The following is an 18,734-nucleotide window of genomic DNA, read 5'->3' on the forward strand; positions in this document are numbered from 1 at the left end:
ACCATTCCACCACACACAGGGCACCCTCAGCCCTCACCGCCGCCCAAGGAGATCCACCATTTTCAAACGATCCGAGCGTCAGCGCGAAATCGTCGCGCGGTTGCGCGGGGGTGTGGCGTTGTCGGTGAACGGCCTCGCCGCCGACCTCAACGTGTCCGACGAAACGATCCGCCGCGAACTGCGCATCCTCGAGGAACAGGGGGCGATCATCCGCGAACATGGCGGTGCGCGCCTCGCCGCTCCCGTCTACGAAGGCCCGCTCGTCCAGCGGATGGAGGAGCATGCCGACGCCAAGCTGCGCATCGCCCGCGCCGCCGCCGAGTTCGTGCCCGACGGCGCGATCCTCTTCATCGATAGCGGCACCACCTCCTGCTATGTCGCGCGGCAGCTCGTCGACCGGCGGTCGCTGACGGTGATCACCAATTCGCTGCAGGTGGCGAACGACCTCGGCAGCATCAACAACAACCGCCTGTTCCTCGCCGCCGGGCAAATGGATCCGGATTATCGCGCCTTCTCCGATCACACCGCGCAAGCCTATGTCGCCGGCTTCACGCCGCATCTGGCGATATTGTCGGTCGGCGCGATCAGCCTCGATCGCGGGCTGATGGATTATCATCCGGGCGAGGCCGCGATGAGCCGCATCGCCTACGCCACGTCGGAAAAGGTGTTGCTCGGCGCCGATTCCTCGAAATTCGGCCGCTACGGCCTGATGCACACCGCCGCGCTCACCGATGTCGACCTGCTGGTTACCGAGGCGCCGCTCGACGAGGAATTCGCCCGCGCCTTCGACCATGCCGAGGTGGTGATCGCCTGACCCACGCACCGGCGCCCGCCGCTGCCAGCGCCACGCCGGCGCCGGCCGCGGCGAGCAGCGCGTGCAGCGCCCAGAATTGCGCGGGCGCCATCCGCTCGTAGAAGGCGCCGCCGAAGCCGACCCACAAATTGGCGAAGAAGCCGTGGAGGTAGAAGATGCCCACCCAGAGCCCGGTGAAGCGCGCCGGCGCGGAGGCAGTGACGAGGCTGAGCCCCGCCGGCCAGACGAGGACGATCGCAACGTCGATCAGCAGCAGATAGGCGAGCGGCGCCACGATCGGCACCGCGCCGGTGCCGATCGTGGCCGATGCCGCCAGCACCAGATTGCCGAGCGCGCAGGCCGCGCAACCCAATGCGATCTGCCCCAATGCGCCCAGCGCCAGCCCGCGGCGGGCCAGCGCCTTGAGCCCGATCTGCGTCAACGGCACGAGCGCGAGCGTGAACAGCCCGTCGAGCGAGAGCAGCCAGGGCACCGGCAGCCGCCAGCCGAACGCCTCCAGCGCCACCTGCGTCCGCGCCCAGACCAGGAACATGTTGCCGATCTGTTCATAGGCACCAAAGCACAGGAACACTGCGAGCAGCGCCGCGACGACGCGCGCCAGGTCTCCCGCGCCCGCAGGGTCGCGCGCGTCGGCGGGAGAGGGGGCGGGTGACCGCTTCGCCGGCGCCGCCACCGCGATCCGCCGGGCCGCCAGATGATAGCCTGCCAGCCCGATCGAGACCGCAACCGCCGCCGCCATCATGCTCCAGCGCCAGCCGCCCACCACCGCGAGCGCACCGCAGACGAAGGGGCCGCAGATCACGCCGGCGTTGAGGACGCCCAGATAGCAGGCAAAGCCGCGCCTTCGCGCCGCATCGTCGTTGAACAAGGTGCCGACGACGGTCGAGAGATTGCCCTTCAGCGTCCCCGCGCCTGTTGCGAACAATATGAGCCCCGGCAGGAAGAACAGCCGCGTCGGCATCAGCAACAGCCCCGCGACCATCGCCCCGCCGCCGAGATAGACGGCGCCCCGCGGCCCCGCGACCCGATCCCCCAGCAACCCGCCCAGCGGCACCGAAAGATACAGCAAGGCGTTGGCCATGCCATAGATCTGCGAAGCGAAGCCGGCGGCCGAAAGCGGCCCGAACCAACCCTCCAGCGCCCGCTCCGCCGCGCCGGACCCGAACACGTCTGCCCGCCCCACGACATGATCGATCAGCACGAGGGTGAGCATCGACTTCACCCCGGCGAGGGCAAACCGCTCCCAGAACTCCGTCCCCGCGAGCGCCAGAAACCCCTCGGGCAGCCCGAACCGCCGCCTCACCGACTTCATCACGCCCGTCATTCGTTCCGCCTCGCCGCCGACGGGGCTTATCCGCGGCATTGGTGGCAGGGCGATGACAGGGGATGGGCGCGCACCGGCGGGGCCGGCCAAATCCCTTGGGTGGCTTTCGATGTGTTGCCGGTCGTCAGGGGCGATGCTTCTCCATCGAGGAATGGACCCGCAGCTTGTTCAACCGGCGCCGGACGGCACCGCGATCCGGCGCATTGTCAACGCTTGCGGACGAACTCCGCCCGCAGCACCAGCCCCTTGATACCATCGAACTTGCAGTCGATCTCCTGCGCGTCGCCGGTCAGGCGGATCGATTTGATCAGCGTGCCACGCTTGAGCGTCTGCCCCGCGCCCTTGACGTCGAGATCCTTGATGAGGGTGACCTGGTCGCCGTCCGACAGGAGATTGCCGACCGCATCGCGGACTTCGGGCTGCGCGGCGCGGCGCTGCCGCTCGGCGCGTTCGGAAGCGGGCAGCCATTCGCCGCTCTCCTCGTCATACACATAATCGTCGTCGCTGTCCGTCATCTGCCCCTGTCCGTCATCTGCCCTTGTCCGTTCACTGTCTCAACCGCACGCCGCGTCCGCCGCCCGGGCTGGGAAGATTCTCCCCGATCAACTCGATGCCTTCGCGCTCCAGGGCCGAGATGACCTTGACCAGCGTCTCGACGACGCCGCGCACCTGCCCGTCCGACGTTTCCATCCGCTGGATCGTCGGCAACGATACACCCGCCAGCGCCGCAAGGCGCTTCTGGTCGATCCCCAGCAGGGCGCGCGCTGCCCGCAGTTGCTGAGAGGTGATCATATGGGTTCCTATGATGTACAGAACATCATAATTCAATCCTGAAATGCCGTTATCGATGTCCAGGCTACCACTTAGGCCAACGATAACCGCTATGCCGTTCGGGCTGGCGACAGTCCGATATGTCTGGCTGATCGGCGGGCGATGCCCTAGGAGGGATCATTATCGGCGCGGGTTCCGCAGGCTGCCGATGACTGAGAGACCGGCTCGTGCTCCCGCTTGCGACAGGAGCGCCGCCATGACCGTTGCGGCCGGTGAGTCCGACCATATCCTTCGTACATGGCATGAGTGGGAGATCAACGGTCGCGAACGATCGGTGATCCTCGTGATCGAGACCGACGCAGAGATGTGCGCCGGTGAGCCAGGCTATGATGCAATGCTGCTCGAACAGATCCGCAGCGCCGCCGTCAGCCGATTGAATGCGAGCGCGACAGCGATCGACCGGATCCGCATCGTGCCGGTTCGGTACTGAGGCGGTGTCGCCTGCAGGTGCGAATGGCGCGGCGGATTTCTACCGCCGCTGGTCGTCGCGCGCGGCCGATCTCGCGCTCGCCGAGACGCAGCCCAACATCAAGCGCCGCTGCGCGCGTTCGGCGGGCATTTGGGCGCAGATCGCCGACGCGATCGAAGCGGGCGACAGGGCTGGCGTGGCGCGGCTGACCGCCAACATCATCTATATGGAGAACGCGCCGGCCGTGGGCTGAGCGCCGCCGCGGGGCTTCGCGCGGTTCCGCGCAGAGAACTGCCCGGCATGGCGCGGATCGGCGAATCGCGAACGGCGAAGGCAGACATCCGGCCGAAATCGTGGCTAATGAAGCCGGGATGAGCGGGCGAATGACCTTCTATTTCGATGGTGGCTGCCGGCCCAATCCTGGGCCGATGGAGGCCGCTGTGGTGGTCGGGGGCTCCGTCCATCTGCGCGACGGGCTGGGTATCGGCGACAATAATCAGGCCGAGTGGCTGGCGCTGCTGTTCGCGGCCGAACTCGCGGTCGCCGCAGGGGCGACCGATGTGCTGTTCGTGGGCGATTCGACGCTCGTCGTCGAGCAGGCACGCGGACGGTGGCGGTGCCGCAGCGCACAGCTGCAGCCCTATGTCGCGGCGTTCGGCGTCGCGGCCGCAGGCATATCGCGGGTGCGGCTGAAACAGGTGCCGCGGTCGAAGAACCTCGCCGGAATCGCGCTTGCGCGGCGGTGGGAACGGGCGCCCCTATAAGGAGAAGAAGGTCGGGAACCGCTTCAACAATTCGGCGATCTCATTGTCGGAGATGTTGAATTCGAACCCCTCCTCATCGCCCTTGCGGCGATAGCCATAGATGTTGAGCCACGACCAGCCGGGCGTGCCATCCTGGGGGAACACCTCCCAGGTCAGGTGGCACAGCGCCGCATCGTTGGAGACAGGGACGACCTTGTAGTCCTTGAGCCGGATATCGGTGCCGACACCGGAGCGGCCGAAGCGTGCGACCTGCTGCGTGCAGGCCTCGTCCGCGGTGGCGCGGTCTTCGAAGCTGTGGACACCGCCCAGCGTGAAGGAGATGTAGGGAAAGAGATAGTGGCCCGCGATCGCGCGGCCATCCTTGTCGAGCATGGCCTGGCCGTAGCTCTCGCAGAGTTGGTCTGGTCCCTTCATGCGATTCTCCCATGTCTTGTTCTCAGCCCGTCCCCTTCGGGGGCGGGCGCGGTTTCCGACGTGGTCGGAAGTGCGCTGCGCTCGCCTCCACCCCGACCCGGCATCGGGTTGGACTGCCCCGGGCAGTCCAGGTCCAGTCCGGGGGACTGGATGATCCCGATGCCCCGAAGATGAGGTGCTAGAGGGTCACCCCTTGAACTCCTGGAATACCCAGTCCCAATATCCCGGCTCGGGTCCGTCCTCGAACCCGAATTCGGCGCGGATTTCCGCCAGCGGGCGGTTGAGATGGTCTTCCCAGCGGATCATGAACAGCGGCTTTTCCTGCCGCGCGCCCAGCGCATAGCCCCGCGAAATGCCTTCCAGCAGCGCGGGCAATGTTTTTGGGTAATGCAGCCCCGACCGGCTGAGCGAGGTGGCCATCAGCACGGTGCCGTAGAGGTTGAGCTCATGCGCGAAGTCGACCGAGAAATAATTGGTGTTGGCCATGGTGTTGGCCGCGATCAGCGCGATTTCCCCGACCTGGCTGGGGCAGAGGCCGGTGACCATATGCTCGATGTCATGGTTCTGCGCGCGGCGCTTGATCAGGAATTCATAGTCGGTGCGGGGCGCCTCCTTGAACAGGAAGTCGATCGCATAGCCGCTGTCGGCGATGAAGGCGCGGATGCGCGCGCCGAGCGTGCCTTCGGCGCAATGCGCGACCTGCTCGACGGTGAAGTCCGAGATGAAGCGCTCGTCCAGCCAGGCGGCGAATTCCGGCAGGCGCTCGCGCTCCGCCGCCAGCAATGCGTCGATGCGCGCTGGATCGGTCACCTCGCCCATCGCGCGTGATAAGGTGGGGATCAGATAGGCGTCGGGCAGGTCGTGCCCGTCGCGCTTCAGCCCCATCTGCGCATAGACGTCGCGAAACAGCGGGCTGTTGAGATATTTGGAATTGCTGATCAGCACGCTCGAGGTCGCAGGTTCTGCGCCGCCCATCAGATAGGCGGCCTCGTCTGGCGCCAGCTTGGTTTCGGCATTCATGCCACGCTCTCCCTTTTGTCCGTTGTCGCGGCGCCGAGAAAGGCGGGCGTCTTCACGTCCAGCACCGTCCAGCATCGGCCCACCAGATCCATCGCATTGCCGACACCGGCGTTCGCCATCACTGCGCGCGCCTCGTCCGCGGCGATCTGCACGTTGGACCGGCCGCCATTGGCGAAGCGGAGGCCGATCACCAGCGCCGCCTCGCCATCATGCGTCGGCGTCAGCCGCACGGTGTCGATGACGGCGCCGTTCGCGCTCATCGTGTCCGCGGCGGCTCGACGAACATCACGTCCGAAGGCGTGATCACGCTCACCGGACGAAAGGCGAGGTGGAGGTTCCAGCTCTTGAGCTGGGCGATCGCCTCATCAGGGTCGGCATCGGGCATCAGCCGGTCGGCGATGCTCGCCCAGTCGTCGCCCGACAGCGGCTGGATGAAGCGGCGGACGGGGGGCAGCGCGGACGCGCTCATGCCGCGATCCGCTCGGCAACCATGCCCGAGCGAGCCGGCGCGTAACCGGTGGCGCGGCTGTAGGCGAGCGCGCCGTTGACGAACACGCGCATCACGCCCTTGGCGCGGCGGATATAGCGGAAGCCGGGGGCGGGGAGGTCGTCCACCGCGATCTCGGGTCCACGATCGATCTTCTCGGCATCGAACAGCACGATGTCCGCAGCATAGCCGGGGCGCAGCAGACCGCGATCCTTGAGGCCCCAGACGGTCGCGACATCATGCGTCAGCTTGCGCACCGCATGCTCCAGCGGCATCGCGCCGAACCCGCGGACGTAGCGGCTGAACAGATAGCCCGTATCGCCATAGGTCGCGAAGTTGGTGACATGCGCGCCGCCGTCGCCCGCGCCGATGCCGATCAGCGGATCGGCGAGGAGACCGGCGATCTTCGCGGCATCGTCATGCCCGATCGCGTCGAGCCCGAACGCGGTCTCCAGATCGTCGGCGAGCGAGATGTCGATGATGGCCTCGGCGATGTGGCAGCCGCGTTCGGCGGCGATATCGCCCACGCGGCGGCCCATCAGCGCCGGATCGGGGCGGCCCATCCGCTTCACATAGGCATCGGCGAAATCGATCTTGAGGCCGATCGGCATCATGAAATGATCCATCTCCCCCGCCAGCACGCGGCGCCGCTCCGGATCGGCGAGCAGCACCAGCTTCTCGTCGCGCGGCAGCAAGGTCATCGCCCACCAGGCGGGCAGGGTGGCGAAGGTGGACATCGGCGCGGTCAGGTCGAACGAGAGGTCGATCGGCCGCGTCTGCATCTGCGGCGTCACCCGCGCGCCATGCGCAGTCTGCAGCCGGATGCGATCGAGCGCGATGCCGACGAGTTCGGGCGCTGCATTGCTGTCGAACAGCGGCGAGAAGGTGGTGGCGATGCCGTGGCGGCGCGAGAGGTCTGCGAGCAGGTCGATGCGTGCGCAAAGAAGGTCTGCGTCCCAGAACTCGGGGACGATCTGGAGGATGCCGCCATGCGCGCCCAATGTGGCGCACAGCGCGTCCAGTTCCTTCGGTTCGGCGAGCCGGGCGGCGACCGGGCGGTTCTCATGATCGATATCGACCCAGGATCCGCTCATCCCCACCGCGCCAGCATCGAGGCATTCGGCCAGCAGTCCCTGCATCGCGACGATCTCGTCATCGGTCGCGGCGCGTTCGCGCGCCGCCTCGCCCATCACCCACAGCCGCACGAGGCTGTGGCCGACCAGCGGCGCGACGTTGACGCCAAGCTGGCCGCGAATCGCCGCGAGATACTCGGCGAAGCTCTCCCACGTCCAGGACAAGCCCGCGTCGAACGCGTTCTTGGGCATTTCCTCGATCTTGCGGAAGGTGGCGCCCAGCAGTTCGCGATGCTCGGCACGCAGCGGCGCGAGGCTCAGCGAGCAATTGCCCGGCATGATCGTGGTGATGCCATGTTCGAGGCTGGGCTGCGCCAGCCCGTCCCACACCAGTTGCGCGTCATAATGGGTGTGCGGATCGATGAAACCGGGGGCGATCACCAGCCCGGTGGCATCGACCGACTCGCGCGCACGGCCTGCAACCTCGCCGATCGCGACGATCTTGCCATCGCGCATGCCGACGTCGCCGCGAAACGGCGGCGCGCCGCTTCCGTCGCAAATCAACCCGTTACGGATCACCAGATCGAGCATCCATCCCCTCCATCGCCGCCGGTGGCCTCTGCGGGCCGTCCGTGCGGCTAAAAAGGTACAGTCTGTTCCGAAAACTGCAAGCGGCAATCATGAGGGTCTGGACAGGCGCTGGCGCGGCGGGCCACCAAGCGCCATGGCAGCGAGCATCAGGAAAGCGCGGGGCCGCCCGCGCGACGCCGACATCGATCGCCGGATCCTCGATGCCGCGCGCAGCCTGCTTGCCGAAGGCGGCTTCCGCGCGCTCTCTTTCGATGCGATTTCGCAGATGGCGGAGGTTCCGCGCTCGATGATCTACCGGCGCTGGCCGACCAAGGTGCACATCGCCAATGCCATCGCGACGGGCGGCGAGGGGCGTTTGCCGGACGTGATCGATACGGAGGGGCTCGAGGCACAGGTGCTGGCGCTGGTCGAGCAATTGCTCGATCGCTACCAGCGGCCGGACATCGGCGCCGCGGCGGTCGGCGTAATCGCGGTGACGCAGGGCGACCGCGCGTTGCAGCGGGAATTGCAGGCGGAGTCCGAAACCGCCGCGCGCGCGACCTTGGCGGATATCGTCGCGCGGGGTCAGCGCGCCGGGCTGATCGCGGATGGGGCGAGCGCGGATGCGTTGTTCGATCTGGTGATCGGCAGCCTGATCTATCGCGTGCTGTTCAGCCTCGAACCGCTGCCGGAAGGCTATGCGGCAAGCGTGACGCGGTTGCTCGTGGACGGACTGGCGCGGCGTTGACCCGTCGACGATTGCATTCTGAAGGCCTTCTCCCGCCCGCGCGAAATTAGGGCCGATAATGAATGCCTATCGGGCTCGACTCAGGATGCTGCGAAGAGAACCACCTTGCCCGAAGCTTGCCTTTTCCACGGCAGGATCCAACGGTTGTTGCAGTGGAGACGGCGATAGTCTGGGCCGCGCAATTAATGCATGCTCCACGGGGCGATCCGTATATCGAACATCTATCGTGAAAGCAATTTGGCTTTCTGTTGGTCGAACTCAGTTTGTGTAATTAGACCACTATCCTTAAGTTTGGCTAGCTTTTCAATTTCGTCCGCGACGGAGAGAGTAGACGCCGCATTCACAATGCTCACTGCCATCGGCGCGACGACTGCTGGTGTTACGGTTTCGGTGTACGCTGCGCGAAATACCCGAGCCACATCCAATTTGACTGCTTTTCCAGCGCGCATCACTTCGATCTGATAGACTGGCGTTTTTGCTGCCTTCGCAGTCGCATCCAGCAAATCGTCTCCATCCTTAAAGCGCTTCTGGGCTATAGAGTTGATAACATCGCCGACTTGAACACCTGCCTTTGCAGCAGCCGAATCGTCCGTGACCGACGTGACACGCATTTGTGTGTATTTGCCGTTTGCAACCGGGTCTAATTGGAGTCCGAGCACGACGTGGTTAGGAAACGTTGTTCCGACCGGCGGCTTTCCTCCCATACTGCCGAGAATGTTCATTGCGCTGTTGTGAAAGGGCGCACCGGCAAAATCTGTCCGGCGCATCTGTCCAAAAGCCATTTGAAGTTCCATCCAGCCAGACGCTTGGACACGAGACACGTTATTGACGCTCGCAACGCTATATTTGAAGAATCGTCGTGGAGGTGTGGAGTAACTATTTCCCATGAGTAACTGTCCCATGAGGGACTGCCCAAAATTCATCGGAGCTTCGCAAATGACATCGTTGGCCGTTGATGACGCAATGCTCCAGCCCATGTCGATACATTTCGCGGATAGCTTGCCGACCACTTCGGAAGGCGGCTCTGCAAAAATCATTTCGGTTGCGCCCGATGGCGTAACGGCGAAAAACTCATCTGCACGCGCCGGCACAGATGTGAGTGCTGCGGCAAAGGCAGTCGCAATCAGAAATTTTCTCATTGAAGACCCATGCACACCGTTGATGGCCCCGTCGGCGCCCATGTTAAACATTTGCGGATATCGCGATGGAATCTCCTGCCGACGGATGTCCGTTGATCTCTGTAGCGCGAAATCATTAAAAATGTGATTACACCGGTTACGGAAATGCACAAATTGGCGAATACCTACTTCTGACAGAAGATGGGATGTTGGACGTTCTTGCTTTCTCGAACCAATAATCCGGCTAGTGCCCCTGCTCGCCACTCTGCTATTCCTCTCCCCATGACAGAAGGCCCCTGGATCGCCGCTGAAGCTGGCCCCGAAGATCGTCGCCACGCGCCGGCGACCTTGCGCAACCGCGACGCGATCCTCGCGGTGTTGCGCGAGGTGTTGCCTCCGCAGGGGCTGGTGCTCGAGATCGCCAGCGGCAGCGGCGAGCATGTCGCCTGGTTTGCCGGCCAGTTCCACCGCCTCGTCTGGCAGCCGAGCGATCCCGACGAGGCGGCGTTGCGGTCGATCGCATCCTGGTCGGCGGAGGCGGGGCATGTCAATTTGCGGCCGCCGGTGCGGATCGATGCCGCGGCGGCGGACTGGCCGGTGGAGGCGGCGGACGCGTTATTGTGCATCAACATGATCCACATCAGCCCGTGGACCGCGACCGAGGGACTGTTCGCGGGCGCGGCGCGGCTGCTGCCGGCGGGGGCTCCGCTTTATATCTACGGGCCGTTCGTGCAGGCCGACGTGCCGACCGCGCCGAGCAACCTCGCCTTCGACGAGTCGCTGAAGGCGCGCGATCCTGCCTGGGGGCTGCGCGCGGTGGAGGATGTCTCCGCGCTGGCCGCCGGGCATGGCTTCGCGCTCGACCGGATCGTGCCGATGCCGGCCAACAATCTGTCGCTGGTCTATCGCCGCGCCGCACAGGGCTGATGCGGATCGGCGCTGTCCACAGGACCAACGGCGATGCGGGGCGGTAGCGCTCGTCATGCGCACAACCGGAGAGGAACGGATCGATGGCCGACAGGAAGGAACGCGTGGTCGCCACGCCCGCGGCGCTGGCGCTGATCGAGGAGATCCGGGCGGAGCATGGCGACGTCCTGTTCCACCAGTCCGGCGGCTGCTGCGACGGATCGGTGCCGATGTGCTATCCCGCCGGTGAATTCCGCATCGGCGACAATGACATATTGCTCGGCATGGCCGGCGGTGTTCCGGTCTATATCGGCGCGGCGCAGGGCGAATTGTGGGCGCACACGCAACTCATCCTCGATGCGGCGCCGGGCCGGGGCGGAACGTTCAGCCTCGACAATGGCCGCGGCACCCGCTTCGTGACGCGCGGCCGCGTGTTTACCGATTGACGGCGTAACTCCCTCTCCGCCAAGGCAACAGGGCCAGTAGGAAGAAGGCTAGCAATGCTTTGACCGCCTATCGCGTCGACCTTGCCGGCACCCGCCATGTCTTCCGTGACCTCGGCCATGTGCTCGCCGCGTCATCGCCGCTGCGGTCGGGCGATGTGCTCGCCGGCATCGCAGCCGAAAGCGCCGAGCAGCGGGTCGCCGCGCGCTATGTGCTGGCGGACCTGCCGCTCGCGCATTTCCTCAATACGGCGGTCATTCCCTATGAGGCGGACGAGGTCACCCGGCTGATCGTCGACCGCCACGACGTGCAGGCCTTCGCGCCGATCCGCCATCTCACCGTCGGCGGCTTCCGTGAATGGCTGCTCGATCCCGCCACCGACGACGCGGCGATCGCTGCCGCCGCGCCCGGCATCACCCCCGAAATGGCGGCGGCGGTCTCGCGGCTGATGCGCAATCAGGATCTGGTCGCGGCGGCGCGGCGGATCCGTGTGGTGACCGCCTTCCGCACCACGATCGGGCTGCCCGGGCGGCTCTCGGTGCGGCTGCAACCCAATCATCCCACCGACGACCCCGCCGGTATCGCCGCCTCGATCCTCGACGGGCTGCTGCTGGGCAGCGGCGATGCGGTGATCGGCATCAACCCGGCGGGCGACAGCGTCGATCAGGCGGCGCGGCTGCTGACCTTGCTCGACGAGGTGCGGCAGGGCTGGCGCATTCCAGCGCAAAGCTGCGTTCTCACCCACGTCACCAACACGCTCGCGCTGGTGCAGCGCGGTGCCCCGGTCGACCTCTGCTTTCAGTCGATCGCCGGCACCGAAGGCGCCAATCGCGGTTTCGGCATCGATATCGCGCTGCTGGCGGAGGCGCATGCCGCGACCGCGGCGCTGAAGCGCGGCACGGTCGGCAGCAATGTCATGTATTTCGAGACCGGGCAGGGATCGGCGCTCTCGGCCGATGCGCATCACGGCATCGACCAGCAGACGCTGGAGGCGCGCGCCTATGCCGTCGCGCGGGCGTTCGATCCGCTGCTGGTCAATTCGGTGGTCGGTTTCATCGGCCCCGAATATCTCTATGATGGCAAGCAGATCCTGCGCGCGGCGCTGGAGGATCATTTCTGCGGCAAATTGCTCGGCCTGCCGATGGGGCTGGACATCTGCTACACCAACCATGCCGAAGCCGATCAGGACGATATGGACATGATCCTGACGATGCTGGGCGTGGCCGGCATCAACTTCGTGATGGGCGTACCCGGCGCCGACGACGTTATGCTCAACTATCAGTCGACCAGTTTTCATGATGCACTCTACCTGCGCGAGGTGCTGGGGTTGCGGCCGGCGCCCGAGTTCGAGGCATGGCTGGCCGATGTCGGGCTGATCGGCGCCGACGGCCGTATCGCCGATGCGCCGGCGGCGCTGCCGCTGCGCGCGGTGCCGGCGCTGGCGCAACTCGATGGCTGACCTCCCCGATCGCGCCGCGCGGCTGCGTGCGCTGACGCAGGCGCGGGTGGCGCTGGGGCGGGTCGGGCATGCGCTGCCGACCACGCCGATGCTCGATTTCCAGCTTGCGCACGCCCGCGCGCGCGACGCGGTGCATGCCGAGCTGACGGTGGAGGGCTTTGCCGAGGCGATCGGCCGGCCGGTGGTGGAGGTGCGCAGCCGCGCCCCCGATCGCGCGACCTATCTGGCGCGGCCCGATCTCGGCCGCCTGCTCGACGAGGCGGATATGGAGGCGCTGCAGCCGGCGGAGGCCGATCTCGCGATCGTCGTGGCGGACGGGCTGTCGGCAGCGGCGGTGCATGCCCATGCGGCGTCGCTGGTGGTGGCGCTGGTCGAGCGGCTGCGGGGCTGGCGGATCGCGCCGGTGGTGCTGGCCCATCAGGCGCGCGTCGCGCTGGGCGACGAGGTGGGCGCGGCGCTGGGCGTCGATCTGGTCGCGGTGCTGATCGGCGAGCGGCCCGGCCTTTCCGCGGCCGACAGCCTCGGCGCCTATCTCACCTGGGCACCGAAGTGCGGGCGGCTCGACAGCGAGCGCAACTGCGTTTCCAACATCCGCCCGCCGCATGGCCTCTCCTACGATCACGCGTCGGCGCGGATCGCCTGGCTGCTGAAGGCCGCGCGGGAACGGCGTCTGACGGGCATCGGTCTGAAGGATGAGGCCGCGCTGGGCCATGGCGGCTGAGGCCCGCGCCCCGGATCGGTATGAACGGGCCTGGCGCTTTCGCAAAGGTCGGCCTCTCGCCCGCCTGGCGGGAGATGGACGTCGTGACCGATCGATGACTCTCTGTATTCGGCCTGTCACGAAAAAAGTGGAATTGGCGCTGGTGCGGCCGGCGGGGGCCGGCGAGCGGGGAGACCGGCCATTTATCACAGTGGTCCACTGGTGGCGGCAGGCGAAGAGCGGCGGCTGAGCGAGATATTGATCCATCTGCTGGCGGCACTGCTGTTGTTCACGCTGCTGCGCCAGGGAACGGATTTCGTGGCCGATGCGTCGCCCGGACATATCTGGCTGTGGGCGGGGATCGTGGCCGCGCCCGCGCTCGGCTTCGGCTGGGTCGGCTATCGCGCGCTGCCGGCGTTCGCGGTCAGGGCGATGCGGGGCGCCGCCTGCTTCCTCACGCTCTACTTCCTCGCCGAGCCCTTCGCGATTCCCTATGCTGCGCTCGGGCCGGAACATCCTGCCAGCCTGTTCCACGCGCATGCGCGCTGGGTCGGCGCCGCGCTCGCGCTGGTCGGCTTCTGGCGGCCTTCCGCGATCTTCGCGGCGGCGATGATCCTGTGGATGATGCGCGAGCTGCAGACCGGCATCACCGGCTTCTATTTCTCCACGCTCGATATCCGCAACGTCGCCGAGGTGATCGCCTTCTGGGCGATCGGGTTCGTCGTGATCGGATCGGCGCGGGCGATCCCGCGGGTTCGTGCCGCGCTGGGCGTCGACGAGGCGGTGCTGGGGCGCGCGGCACTGACCATCTTCGCGGCGGGCGTCGGCGCGCATCTCGCCAATTATTTCTGGTCGGGGCTTGCCAAGCTCACGCTCGACGGCGGGCCGCTCTCATGGCCGCTCGGCAACCGGCTGGCGGATGGCGTACCGGCGGCGCTCGAGAAGGGGACGATGCCCTTCGCCGCCTGGCCCGGCGCGGTGCAACTGATCCACGACGTGCTGGTGTGGACCGCGATCCCGGTCAACCTGCTCGCGCTCGGCGTGCAGCTGATCGCGATCGCGGCACCGCTGCGCCGGCGCTGGCTGCTGCTCGCGACCCTGTCGTTCGACCTGTTCCACATCATCGTCTGGGCGAGCCTCGGCCTGCTCTTCTGGAAGTGGATCGCGCTCAACCTGATCATCGTCGCGGCACTCACCCGCGTCGACGAGCGCGACTGGACCGCGCTGCCGCGCTGGACCTGCATCGCCTTCGTCATTGCCGGCATGGCGATGTTCCGCACCGCGACGCTCGCCTGGTACGAGACGCCCGGCTTCGCCACGCCGCATTTCGAAGCGGTGATGGACGATGGCACGCGCCACCGCATCCCCAACGCCTATTTCAACTCATCCTCCTACCAGGTCTCGCAGGGGCGGTTGTGGTGGCCGGGCGGAAAGGATCATTTCAACCCGTCGATCTGGGGATCGGTGCTCCATTGGGACGATGCGCTCGCCGGCCGCAATTGTCGTGTGCCGGAGCGGGCCGCGCCCGCCGCGCCCGAGTGGGGCCCGACCGACGCGCTCGCGCGCTTCGTGCAGGCGCATCACCGCCAGATGCTGCCGCGCCTCGATGCGGCGGGGCGCAGCAACTATTATCTCGTGCCGCACCATCATGTGCCGTCGGCGTTCGTCGCGGATCGCTTCTCCGCACTCGATAAGCGCCGCATCGCCACCTACATCTACGTCATGGATTCGGTCTGCCTCGGCCTCGATCATGGACGGCTCACCCGCCGGGTGGTCGCGCATACCGAATTGCCGCTCTACGACGCGAAGCATGATCGGGTGCTGCCATGAGCCGGCCCGGGATCGACATCGTCTATGACGGCGAATGCCCGTTCTGTTCCGCCTATGTGAAGATGGTGCGGCTGCGCGAGGCAGCGGGGCCGGTGCGGCTGGTCGATGCGCGCAGCGATGATCCGCTGGTGGGCGAGATGCGCCGGCGCGGCTTCGACCTCGACCAGGGCATGGGGATGCGCATCGGCGACGATTATGTCCATGGCGATCAGGTGATGCAGCGCATCGCGATGATGAGCAGCGCGTCCGGCGCGCTCAACCGGCTGCACGCCTGGATCTTCCGCGATGCTCGCCGCGCGCGGCTGCTCTATCCGGGGTTGCGCGCCTGTCGCAACGCGACGTTGCGGCTGCTCGGCCGCAAGCCGATCGGGGCGGGAGCGGGATAGGCCACGCTCACTCCACCGCGGCGGCGGCCTCGGTCACTTCCCTGTTCCGGCGATGCTCGCGCCAGACGATGTAGAGGCCGCTGGCGATGATCAGCGGGGCGCCCCACCAGGTGCTTTCCACCGGCAGCATGCCGAACACCAGCCAGCCGAACACCGTCGCCCACAGCAGGTTGATGTAATCGAACGGCACCACCAGCGAGACCGGGGCCCAGCGCAGAGAGGCGGTGAGGGCGATCTGGCCCATGCCGCCCAGCGTGCCCATCGCCAGCAGCAGCGCCCAGGTGCCGCCGTCGTGCCAGCGGCCGGTGAACGGCAGCAGCATTCCCAGCGGCAACACGGATAGAAAGCTGAACCAGAAAACGGTGGTAAGCGCCGATTCGGTCTTGCCGATCTGCCGCAACAGCACCGAGATCAGCGAGATCATGAAGGCGGAGGCGAGTGCCACGAGAGCGCCGACCATCGGGATATGGCTCTGGCCCGGCTGCACGACGACGAGCACGCCGATGAACCCCAGCAACACCGCCCCCCAGCGATGGATGCCGGCATGCTCCTTCAGCAGCAGCACCGACAGGACCGTCGCGAAGATCGGCACGGTGAAGCCGATCGTCGTCGCTTCGGCGAGCGGCAGCAGCAACACCGCGCCGAACGTGGCTGACATGCCGATCAGCCCCAGCACCGCGCGCGAAAGATGCGCGCCGAAGCGCTGCGTGCGGATCGTACCGAGCCCGGGGCCGAGCATGATCGCGCCGACGACCACGGGCAGCGCGAAGAACTGGCGGTAGAACATCGCCTCGGGCAAGGAGACGCCGCGATCGCCGGTCAGCTTCACCATGGCGGACATCGAAGCGAGGCACAGCGTCGCCAGCAGTCTCAGGCCGATCGCGTATAAGCGCCGTTCGCCTGCCCCATAGCCGTCCGATCCGCTCACGCCGTCTCCGCCCGGTTACCCTCGGACGTGCGGTTGGAGCGCGTCCGGCGGCGCGTCAAGCCATTCGACTTGCCGATGGCTGTCTGCGGGATATCGTCGCAGCGGCGCAAGCGGGCAGCGGAGACATGGCCTCGGGCGATCAGGCTGGCTATGGAGGCGTCCACGGTTCGGCGCCGGACGGGTTGGACCCGTCCCGACCGCGGAGCGCGAGGGGCGTGTCCTTCCGCGTTTCGGGCGCCCGAATGCAATGGAGAGGAAGCCGGCGGAATGACCGCACTATTCGACCTGACCGACGAACAGCGCGAGATTCAGGACCTCGCACGGCGCTTCACCGCCGATGCCATCACCCCGCACGCCGCGGCGTGGGACGAGAAGCATATCTTCCCGCGCGACACGATCCGCGCCGCCGCCGAACTCGGCTTCGGTTCGATCTACGTGTCCGAGGCGTCGGGCGGCATCGGGCTGGGCCGCCTGGAATCGGCGCTGATCATGGAGGCGATGGCCTATGGCTGCCCTTCGACGAGCGCCTTCATCTCGATCCACAACATGGCGTCCTGGATGATCGATCGCTTCGGCGGCGAGGCGGTGAAGGCGCGTTACCTGCCGTCGATGGTGACGATGGAGCGGATCGCGTCCTATTGCCTGACCGAACCCGGATCGGGATCCGACGCGGCAGCGCTCAAGACAAGGGCGGTGCGCGACGGCGACGATTATGTCGTCACCGGCACCAAGGCGTTCATTTCGGGCGGCGGCGAGAACGACATCTACGTGGTGATGGTCCGCACCGGCGAGGATGGCCCCAGGGGGATCAGTTGCCTGGTGATCGAGAAGGACATGCCTGGCGTGTCCTTCGGTGCGCAGGAGCGCAAGCTCGGCTGGCACTCGCAGCCGACCGCGCAGGTCAATTTCGATGCTGTGCGTGTTCCTGTGGATAATCTTGTGGGCAGCCTGGGGGAAGGCTTCCGCATCGCGATGATGGGGCTGGACGGCGGGCGGCTGAACATCGGCGCCTGCTCGCTGGGCGGGGCGCAGCGCTGCCTCGACGAGGCGATCAACTACACCAGGGAGCGCAAGCAGTTCGGCCAGGCGATCGCCGATTTCCAGAACACCCAATTCATGCTGGCGGATATGGAAACCGAGCTGCAGGCGGCGCGCTGCCTGCTCTACACCGCCGCCGCGAAGGTGACCGCCGACGCGCCGGACAAAACGCGCTTCGCGGCAATGGCCAAGCGCTTCGCGACCGACACCGGATCCAGGGTGGCCAACGATGCGCTGCAGCTCCATGGCGGCTATGGCTATCTGATGGATTATCCGATCGAGCGCTTCTGGCGCGACCTGCGCGTCCATTCGATCCTCGAAGGAACGAACCAGGTGATGCGGATGATCATCGGGCGCGAACTGACCCGCCAGTGAGCGTAGCGATCCTGCCAGGAGGACATGTGACAGACGCGTTGATCATCCGGACCGAAGGCGGCGCCGGCCGCATCCGCCTCAACCGGCCCAAGGCGATCCATGCGCTGACCGCCGGCATGGCCGAGGGCATATTGCATGCCCTGGAAAGCTGGCGCGGCGACGGCGCGGTCGAGGTGGTGATGTTCGATCACGCCGAGGGGCGCGGATTCTGCGCGGGCGGCGACATCCGCCTGATCGCGGAGAGCGGAGCGGGGGACGGCGTGGCGGCGCGGCGCTTCTTCCACCTCGAATATCAGATGAACCACCGGCTGTTCACTTATGCCAAGCCGACCGTGGCGTTCATGGACGGCATCACGATGGGCGGCGGCGTCGGCATCTCGCTGCCCTGCAAGTATCGCGTCGCGACCGAGAACACCCGCTTCGCGATGCCCGAAACCGGGATCGGCCTGTTCCCCGATGTGGGTGCAGGCTGGTATCTGTCGCGCCTGCCCGGGCGGGTGGGGCAATATCTGGCGCTGACCGGCGCGCGCATCGACGGTGCGGACTGCCTCGCGCTGGGCCTCGCGACCCATTATCTGCCCACCGCCGCGCTCGACGAGGCCAAGGCGCGGATCGCGTCGGACCCGCGCGCGATCGAGGAGATCCTCGCGTCGCTCGCCGTCGCGGCGCCGCCCGCGGCGATCGAGGGGCAGCGCGCGGACATCGCCCGGCTGTTCGCGTCGGACGTCCTGGAGGATGTCTATGCCGCGCTGGAGGCCGATGGCGGCGAATGGGCGGCCGCGCAGCGCGCGACGCTCGACGGCAAGTCGCCGCAGACGATGAAGGTATCGCTCAGGCTGCTCGCGAACGGCGCGCTGTTCCAGGATTTCGCCGACGAGATGCGGCAGGAATATGCCGTCGCCTGCCATGTCGTGCAGCGTCACGACTTCATCGAGGGCGTCCGCGCGGTGATCATCGACAAGGACAATGCGCCGAAATGGAACCCGGCGACGCCCGAGCAGGTGAGCGATCATCTGATCGACACGATCTTCGCGCCGCTGCCCGAACATGAGGCGTGGCAGCCGGCGCGGGCGGGCTGACCGGCAAGCGAGATCAA

The 18,734-nt window shown here is 66.7% G+C and carries 23 protein-coding genes; 13 read left to right on the forward strand and 10 right to left on the reverse strand.

What is annotated here, in order from left to right:
* Window positions 1–88 precede the first annotated feature (88 nt).
* Window positions 89–814, forward strand: a complete 726-nt coding sequence (locus NX02_RS07600) for a DeoR/GlpR family DNA-binding transcription regulator (protein ID WP_342671310.1) — start codon at window positions 89–91, stop codon at window positions 812–814.
* Here NX02_RS07600 and NX02_RS07605 read toward each other — a convergent pair.
* The 3 genes from NX02_RS07605 to NX02_RS07615 form a co-directional block, all read right to left on the reverse strand.
* Window positions 747–2,138 carry a POT-type proton-dependent oligopeptide transporter gene (locus NX02_RS07605; protein WP_158013954.1) on the reverse strand — a complete coding sequence of 464 codons (1,392 nt, stop codon included), beginning with the start codon at window positions 2,136–2,138 and terminating at the stop codon, window positions 747–749. The two genes, NX02_RS07600 and NX02_RS07605, sit on opposite strands and share 68 nt — an antisense overlap.
* Window positions 2,139–2,344: 206 nt before the next feature.
* On the reverse strand, window positions 2,345–2,653 hold the full coding sequence (locus NX02_RS07610; protein WP_025291599.1) for an alkylphosphonate utilization protein: 309 nt from the start codon (window positions 2,651–2,653) through the stop codon (window positions 2,345–2,347).
* A 31-nt stretch (window positions 2,654–2,684) separates the two neighbouring features.
* Window positions 2,685–2,930, reverse strand: a complete 246-nt coding sequence (locus tag NX02_RS07615) for a helix-turn-helix domain-containing protein (protein ID WP_039996472.1) — start codon at window positions 2,928–2,930, stop codon at window positions 2,685–2,687.
* A gap of 235 nt (window positions 2,931–3,165) precedes the next feature.
* Between NX02_RS07615 and NX02_RS07620 the strand changes: the two genes are divergently transcribed.
* From NX02_RS07620 to NX02_RS07630, 3 genes are all read left to right on the forward strand, one after another.
* Window positions 3,166–3,399: a hypothetical protein gene (locus NX02_RS07620; RefSeq protein WP_025291600.1), complete on the forward strand. Its 234-nt coding sequence runs from the start codon at window positions 3,166–3,168 to the stop codon at window positions 3,397–3,399.
* 4 nt (window positions 3,400–3,403) lie between these two features.
* Entirely contained in the window at window positions 3,404–3,631 is a 228-nt protein-coding gene (locus NX02_RS07625) for a hypothetical protein (RefSeq protein ID WP_025291601.1), read from the forward strand.
* A 118-nt stretch (window positions 3,632–3,749) separates the two neighbouring features.
* Window positions 3,750–4,142, forward strand: a complete 393-nt coding sequence (locus NX02_RS07630; protein ID WP_025291602.1) for a reverse transcriptase-like protein — start codon at window positions 3,750–3,752, stop codon at window positions 4,140–4,142.
* Here NX02_RS07630 and NX02_RS07635 read toward each other — a convergent pair.
* The 5 genes from NX02_RS07635 to NX02_RS07655 all read right to left on the reverse strand — a co-directional run bounded on the left by NX02_RS07635 (window position 4,137) and on the right by NX02_RS07655 (window position 7,814).
* On the reverse strand, window positions 4,137–4,556 hold the full coding sequence (locus NX02_RS07635; RefSeq protein ID WP_025291603.1) for a hypothetical protein: 420 nt from the start codon (window positions 4,554–4,556) through the stop codon (window positions 4,137–4,139). The two genes, NX02_RS07630 and NX02_RS07635, sit on opposite strands and share 6 nt — an antisense overlap.
* Window positions 4,557–4,742: 186 nt before the next feature.
* A complete protein-coding gene (locus tag NX02_RS07640) occupies window positions 4,743–5,576 on the reverse strand; it encodes a Coq4 family protein (protein WP_025291604.1) in 834 nt (277 codons plus the stop codon).
* Entirely contained in the window at window positions 5,573–5,836 is a 264-nt protein-coding gene (locus tag NX02_RS07645) for a hypothetical protein (RefSeq protein WP_025291605.1), read from the reverse strand. The genes NX02_RS07640 and NX02_RS07645 overlap by 4 nt, the downstream gene beginning before the upstream one ends.
* Complete coding sequence (locus tag NX02_RS07650) at window positions 5,833–6,045, reverse strand: hypothetical protein (RefSeq protein ID WP_025291606.1); 213 nt, start codon at window positions 6,043–6,045, stop codon at window positions 5,833–5,835. The genes NX02_RS07645 and NX02_RS07650 overlap by 4 nt, the downstream gene beginning before the upstream one ends.
* A complete protein-coding gene (locus NX02_RS07655; RefSeq protein ID WP_245648796.1) occupies window positions 6,042–7,814 on the reverse strand; it encodes an N-acyl-D-amino-acid deacylase family protein in 1,773 nt (590 codons plus the stop codon). The genes NX02_RS07650 and NX02_RS07655 overlap by 4 nt, the downstream gene beginning before the upstream one ends.
* Window positions 7,815–7,860: 46 nt before the next feature.
* Here NX02_RS07655 and NX02_RS07660 point away from each other — a divergent pair, with 46 nt between their 5' ends.
* Entirely contained in the window at window positions 7,861–8,454 is a 594-nt protein-coding gene (locus NX02_RS07660) for a TetR/AcrR family transcriptional regulator (RefSeq protein WP_025291608.1), read from the forward strand.
* Between the two features lie 221 nt (window positions 8,455–8,675).
* Here the strand turns inward: NX02_RS07660 and NX02_RS31370 are convergent, their stop codons facing one another.
* Window positions 8,676–9,836, reverse strand: a complete 1,161-nt coding sequence (locus NX02_RS31370; RefSeq protein ID WP_245648797.1) for a PDZ domain-containing protein — start codon at window positions 9,834–9,836, stop codon at window positions 8,676–8,678.
* A gap of 18 nt (window positions 9,837–9,854) precedes the next feature.
* Here NX02_RS31370 and NX02_RS07665 point away from each other — a divergent pair, with 18 nt between their 5' ends.
* The 6 genes from NX02_RS07665 to NX02_RS07690 all read left to right on the forward strand — a co-directional run bounded on the left by NX02_RS07665 (window position 9,855) and on the right by NX02_RS07690 (window position 15,297).
* Window positions 9,855–10,499 (forward strand): DUF938 domain-containing protein, encoded by a 645-nt coding sequence (locus NX02_RS07665; RefSeq protein WP_025291609.1) that lies wholly within the window; start codon window positions 9,855–9,857, stop codon window positions 10,497–10,499.
* Window positions 10,500–10,582: 83 nt separating this feature from the next.
* Window positions 10,583–10,924 (forward strand): DUF779 domain-containing protein, encoded by a 342-nt coding sequence (locus NX02_RS07670; protein WP_039996474.1) that lies wholly within the window; start codon window positions 10,583–10,585, stop codon window positions 10,922–10,924.
* A 59-nt stretch (window positions 10,925–10,983) separates the two neighbouring features.
* Window positions 10,984–12,381 (forward strand): ethanolamine ammonia-lyase subunit EutB, encoded by a 1,398-nt coding sequence (locus NX02_RS07675; protein ID WP_025291610.1) that lies wholly within the window; start codon window positions 10,984–10,986, stop codon window positions 12,379–12,381.
* The gene (eutC, locus tag NX02_RS07680; protein ID WP_025291611.1) at window positions 12,374–13,102 is read left to right on the forward strand and encodes an ethanolamine ammonia-lyase subunit EutC; all 729 of its coding nucleotides are present in this window, start codon (window positions 12,374–12,376) and stop codon (window positions 13,100–13,102) included. Before NX02_RS07675 ends, eutC begins: the two co-directional genes overlap by 8 nt.
* Before the next feature lie 201 nt (window positions 13,103–13,303).
* Window positions 13,304–14,911, forward strand: coding sequence for a hypothetical protein (locus NX02_RS07685; protein WP_025291612.1), 1,608 nt, complete (start codon window positions 13,304–13,306; stop codon window positions 14,909–14,911).
* A complete protein-coding gene (locus NX02_RS07690; protein ID WP_025291613.1) occupies window positions 14,908–15,297 on the forward strand; it encodes a DCC1-like thiol-disulfide oxidoreductase family protein in 390 nt (129 codons plus the stop codon). The genes NX02_RS07685 and NX02_RS07690 overlap by 4 nt, the downstream gene beginning before the upstream one ends.
* Before the next feature lie 7 nt (window positions 15,298–15,304).
* Here NX02_RS07690 and NX02_RS07695 read toward each other — a convergent pair whose 3' ends face one another.
* Entirely contained in the window at window positions 15,305–16,225 is a 921-nt protein-coding gene (locus NX02_RS07695; RefSeq protein ID WP_025291614.1) for a DMT family transporter, read from the reverse strand.
* Window positions 16,226–16,492: 267 nt separating this feature from the next.
* Here NX02_RS07695 and NX02_RS07700 point away from each other — a divergent pair, with 267 nt between their 5' ends.
* The gene (locus NX02_RS07700; protein WP_025291292.1) at window positions 16,493–17,638 is read left to right on the forward strand and encodes an acyl-CoA dehydrogenase family protein; all 1,146 of its coding nucleotides are present in this window, start codon (window positions 16,493–16,495) and stop codon (window positions 17,636–17,638) included.
* Window positions 17,639–17,664: 26 nt separating this feature from the next.
* Window positions 17,665–18,717 (forward strand): enoyl-CoA hydratase/isomerase family protein, encoded by a 1,053-nt coding sequence (locus tag NX02_RS07705; protein WP_025291293.1) that lies wholly within the window; start codon window positions 17,665–17,667, stop codon window positions 18,715–18,717.
* Window positions 18,718–18,734: the final 17 nt, after the last annotated feature.

The sequence above is a fragment of the Sphingomonas sanxanigenens DSM 19645 = NX02 genome, from assembly GCF_000512205.2.
Lineage (GTDB): Bacteria > Pseudomonadota > Alphaproteobacteria > Sphingomonadales > Sphingomonadaceae > Sphingomonas_D > Sphingomonas_D sanxanigenens.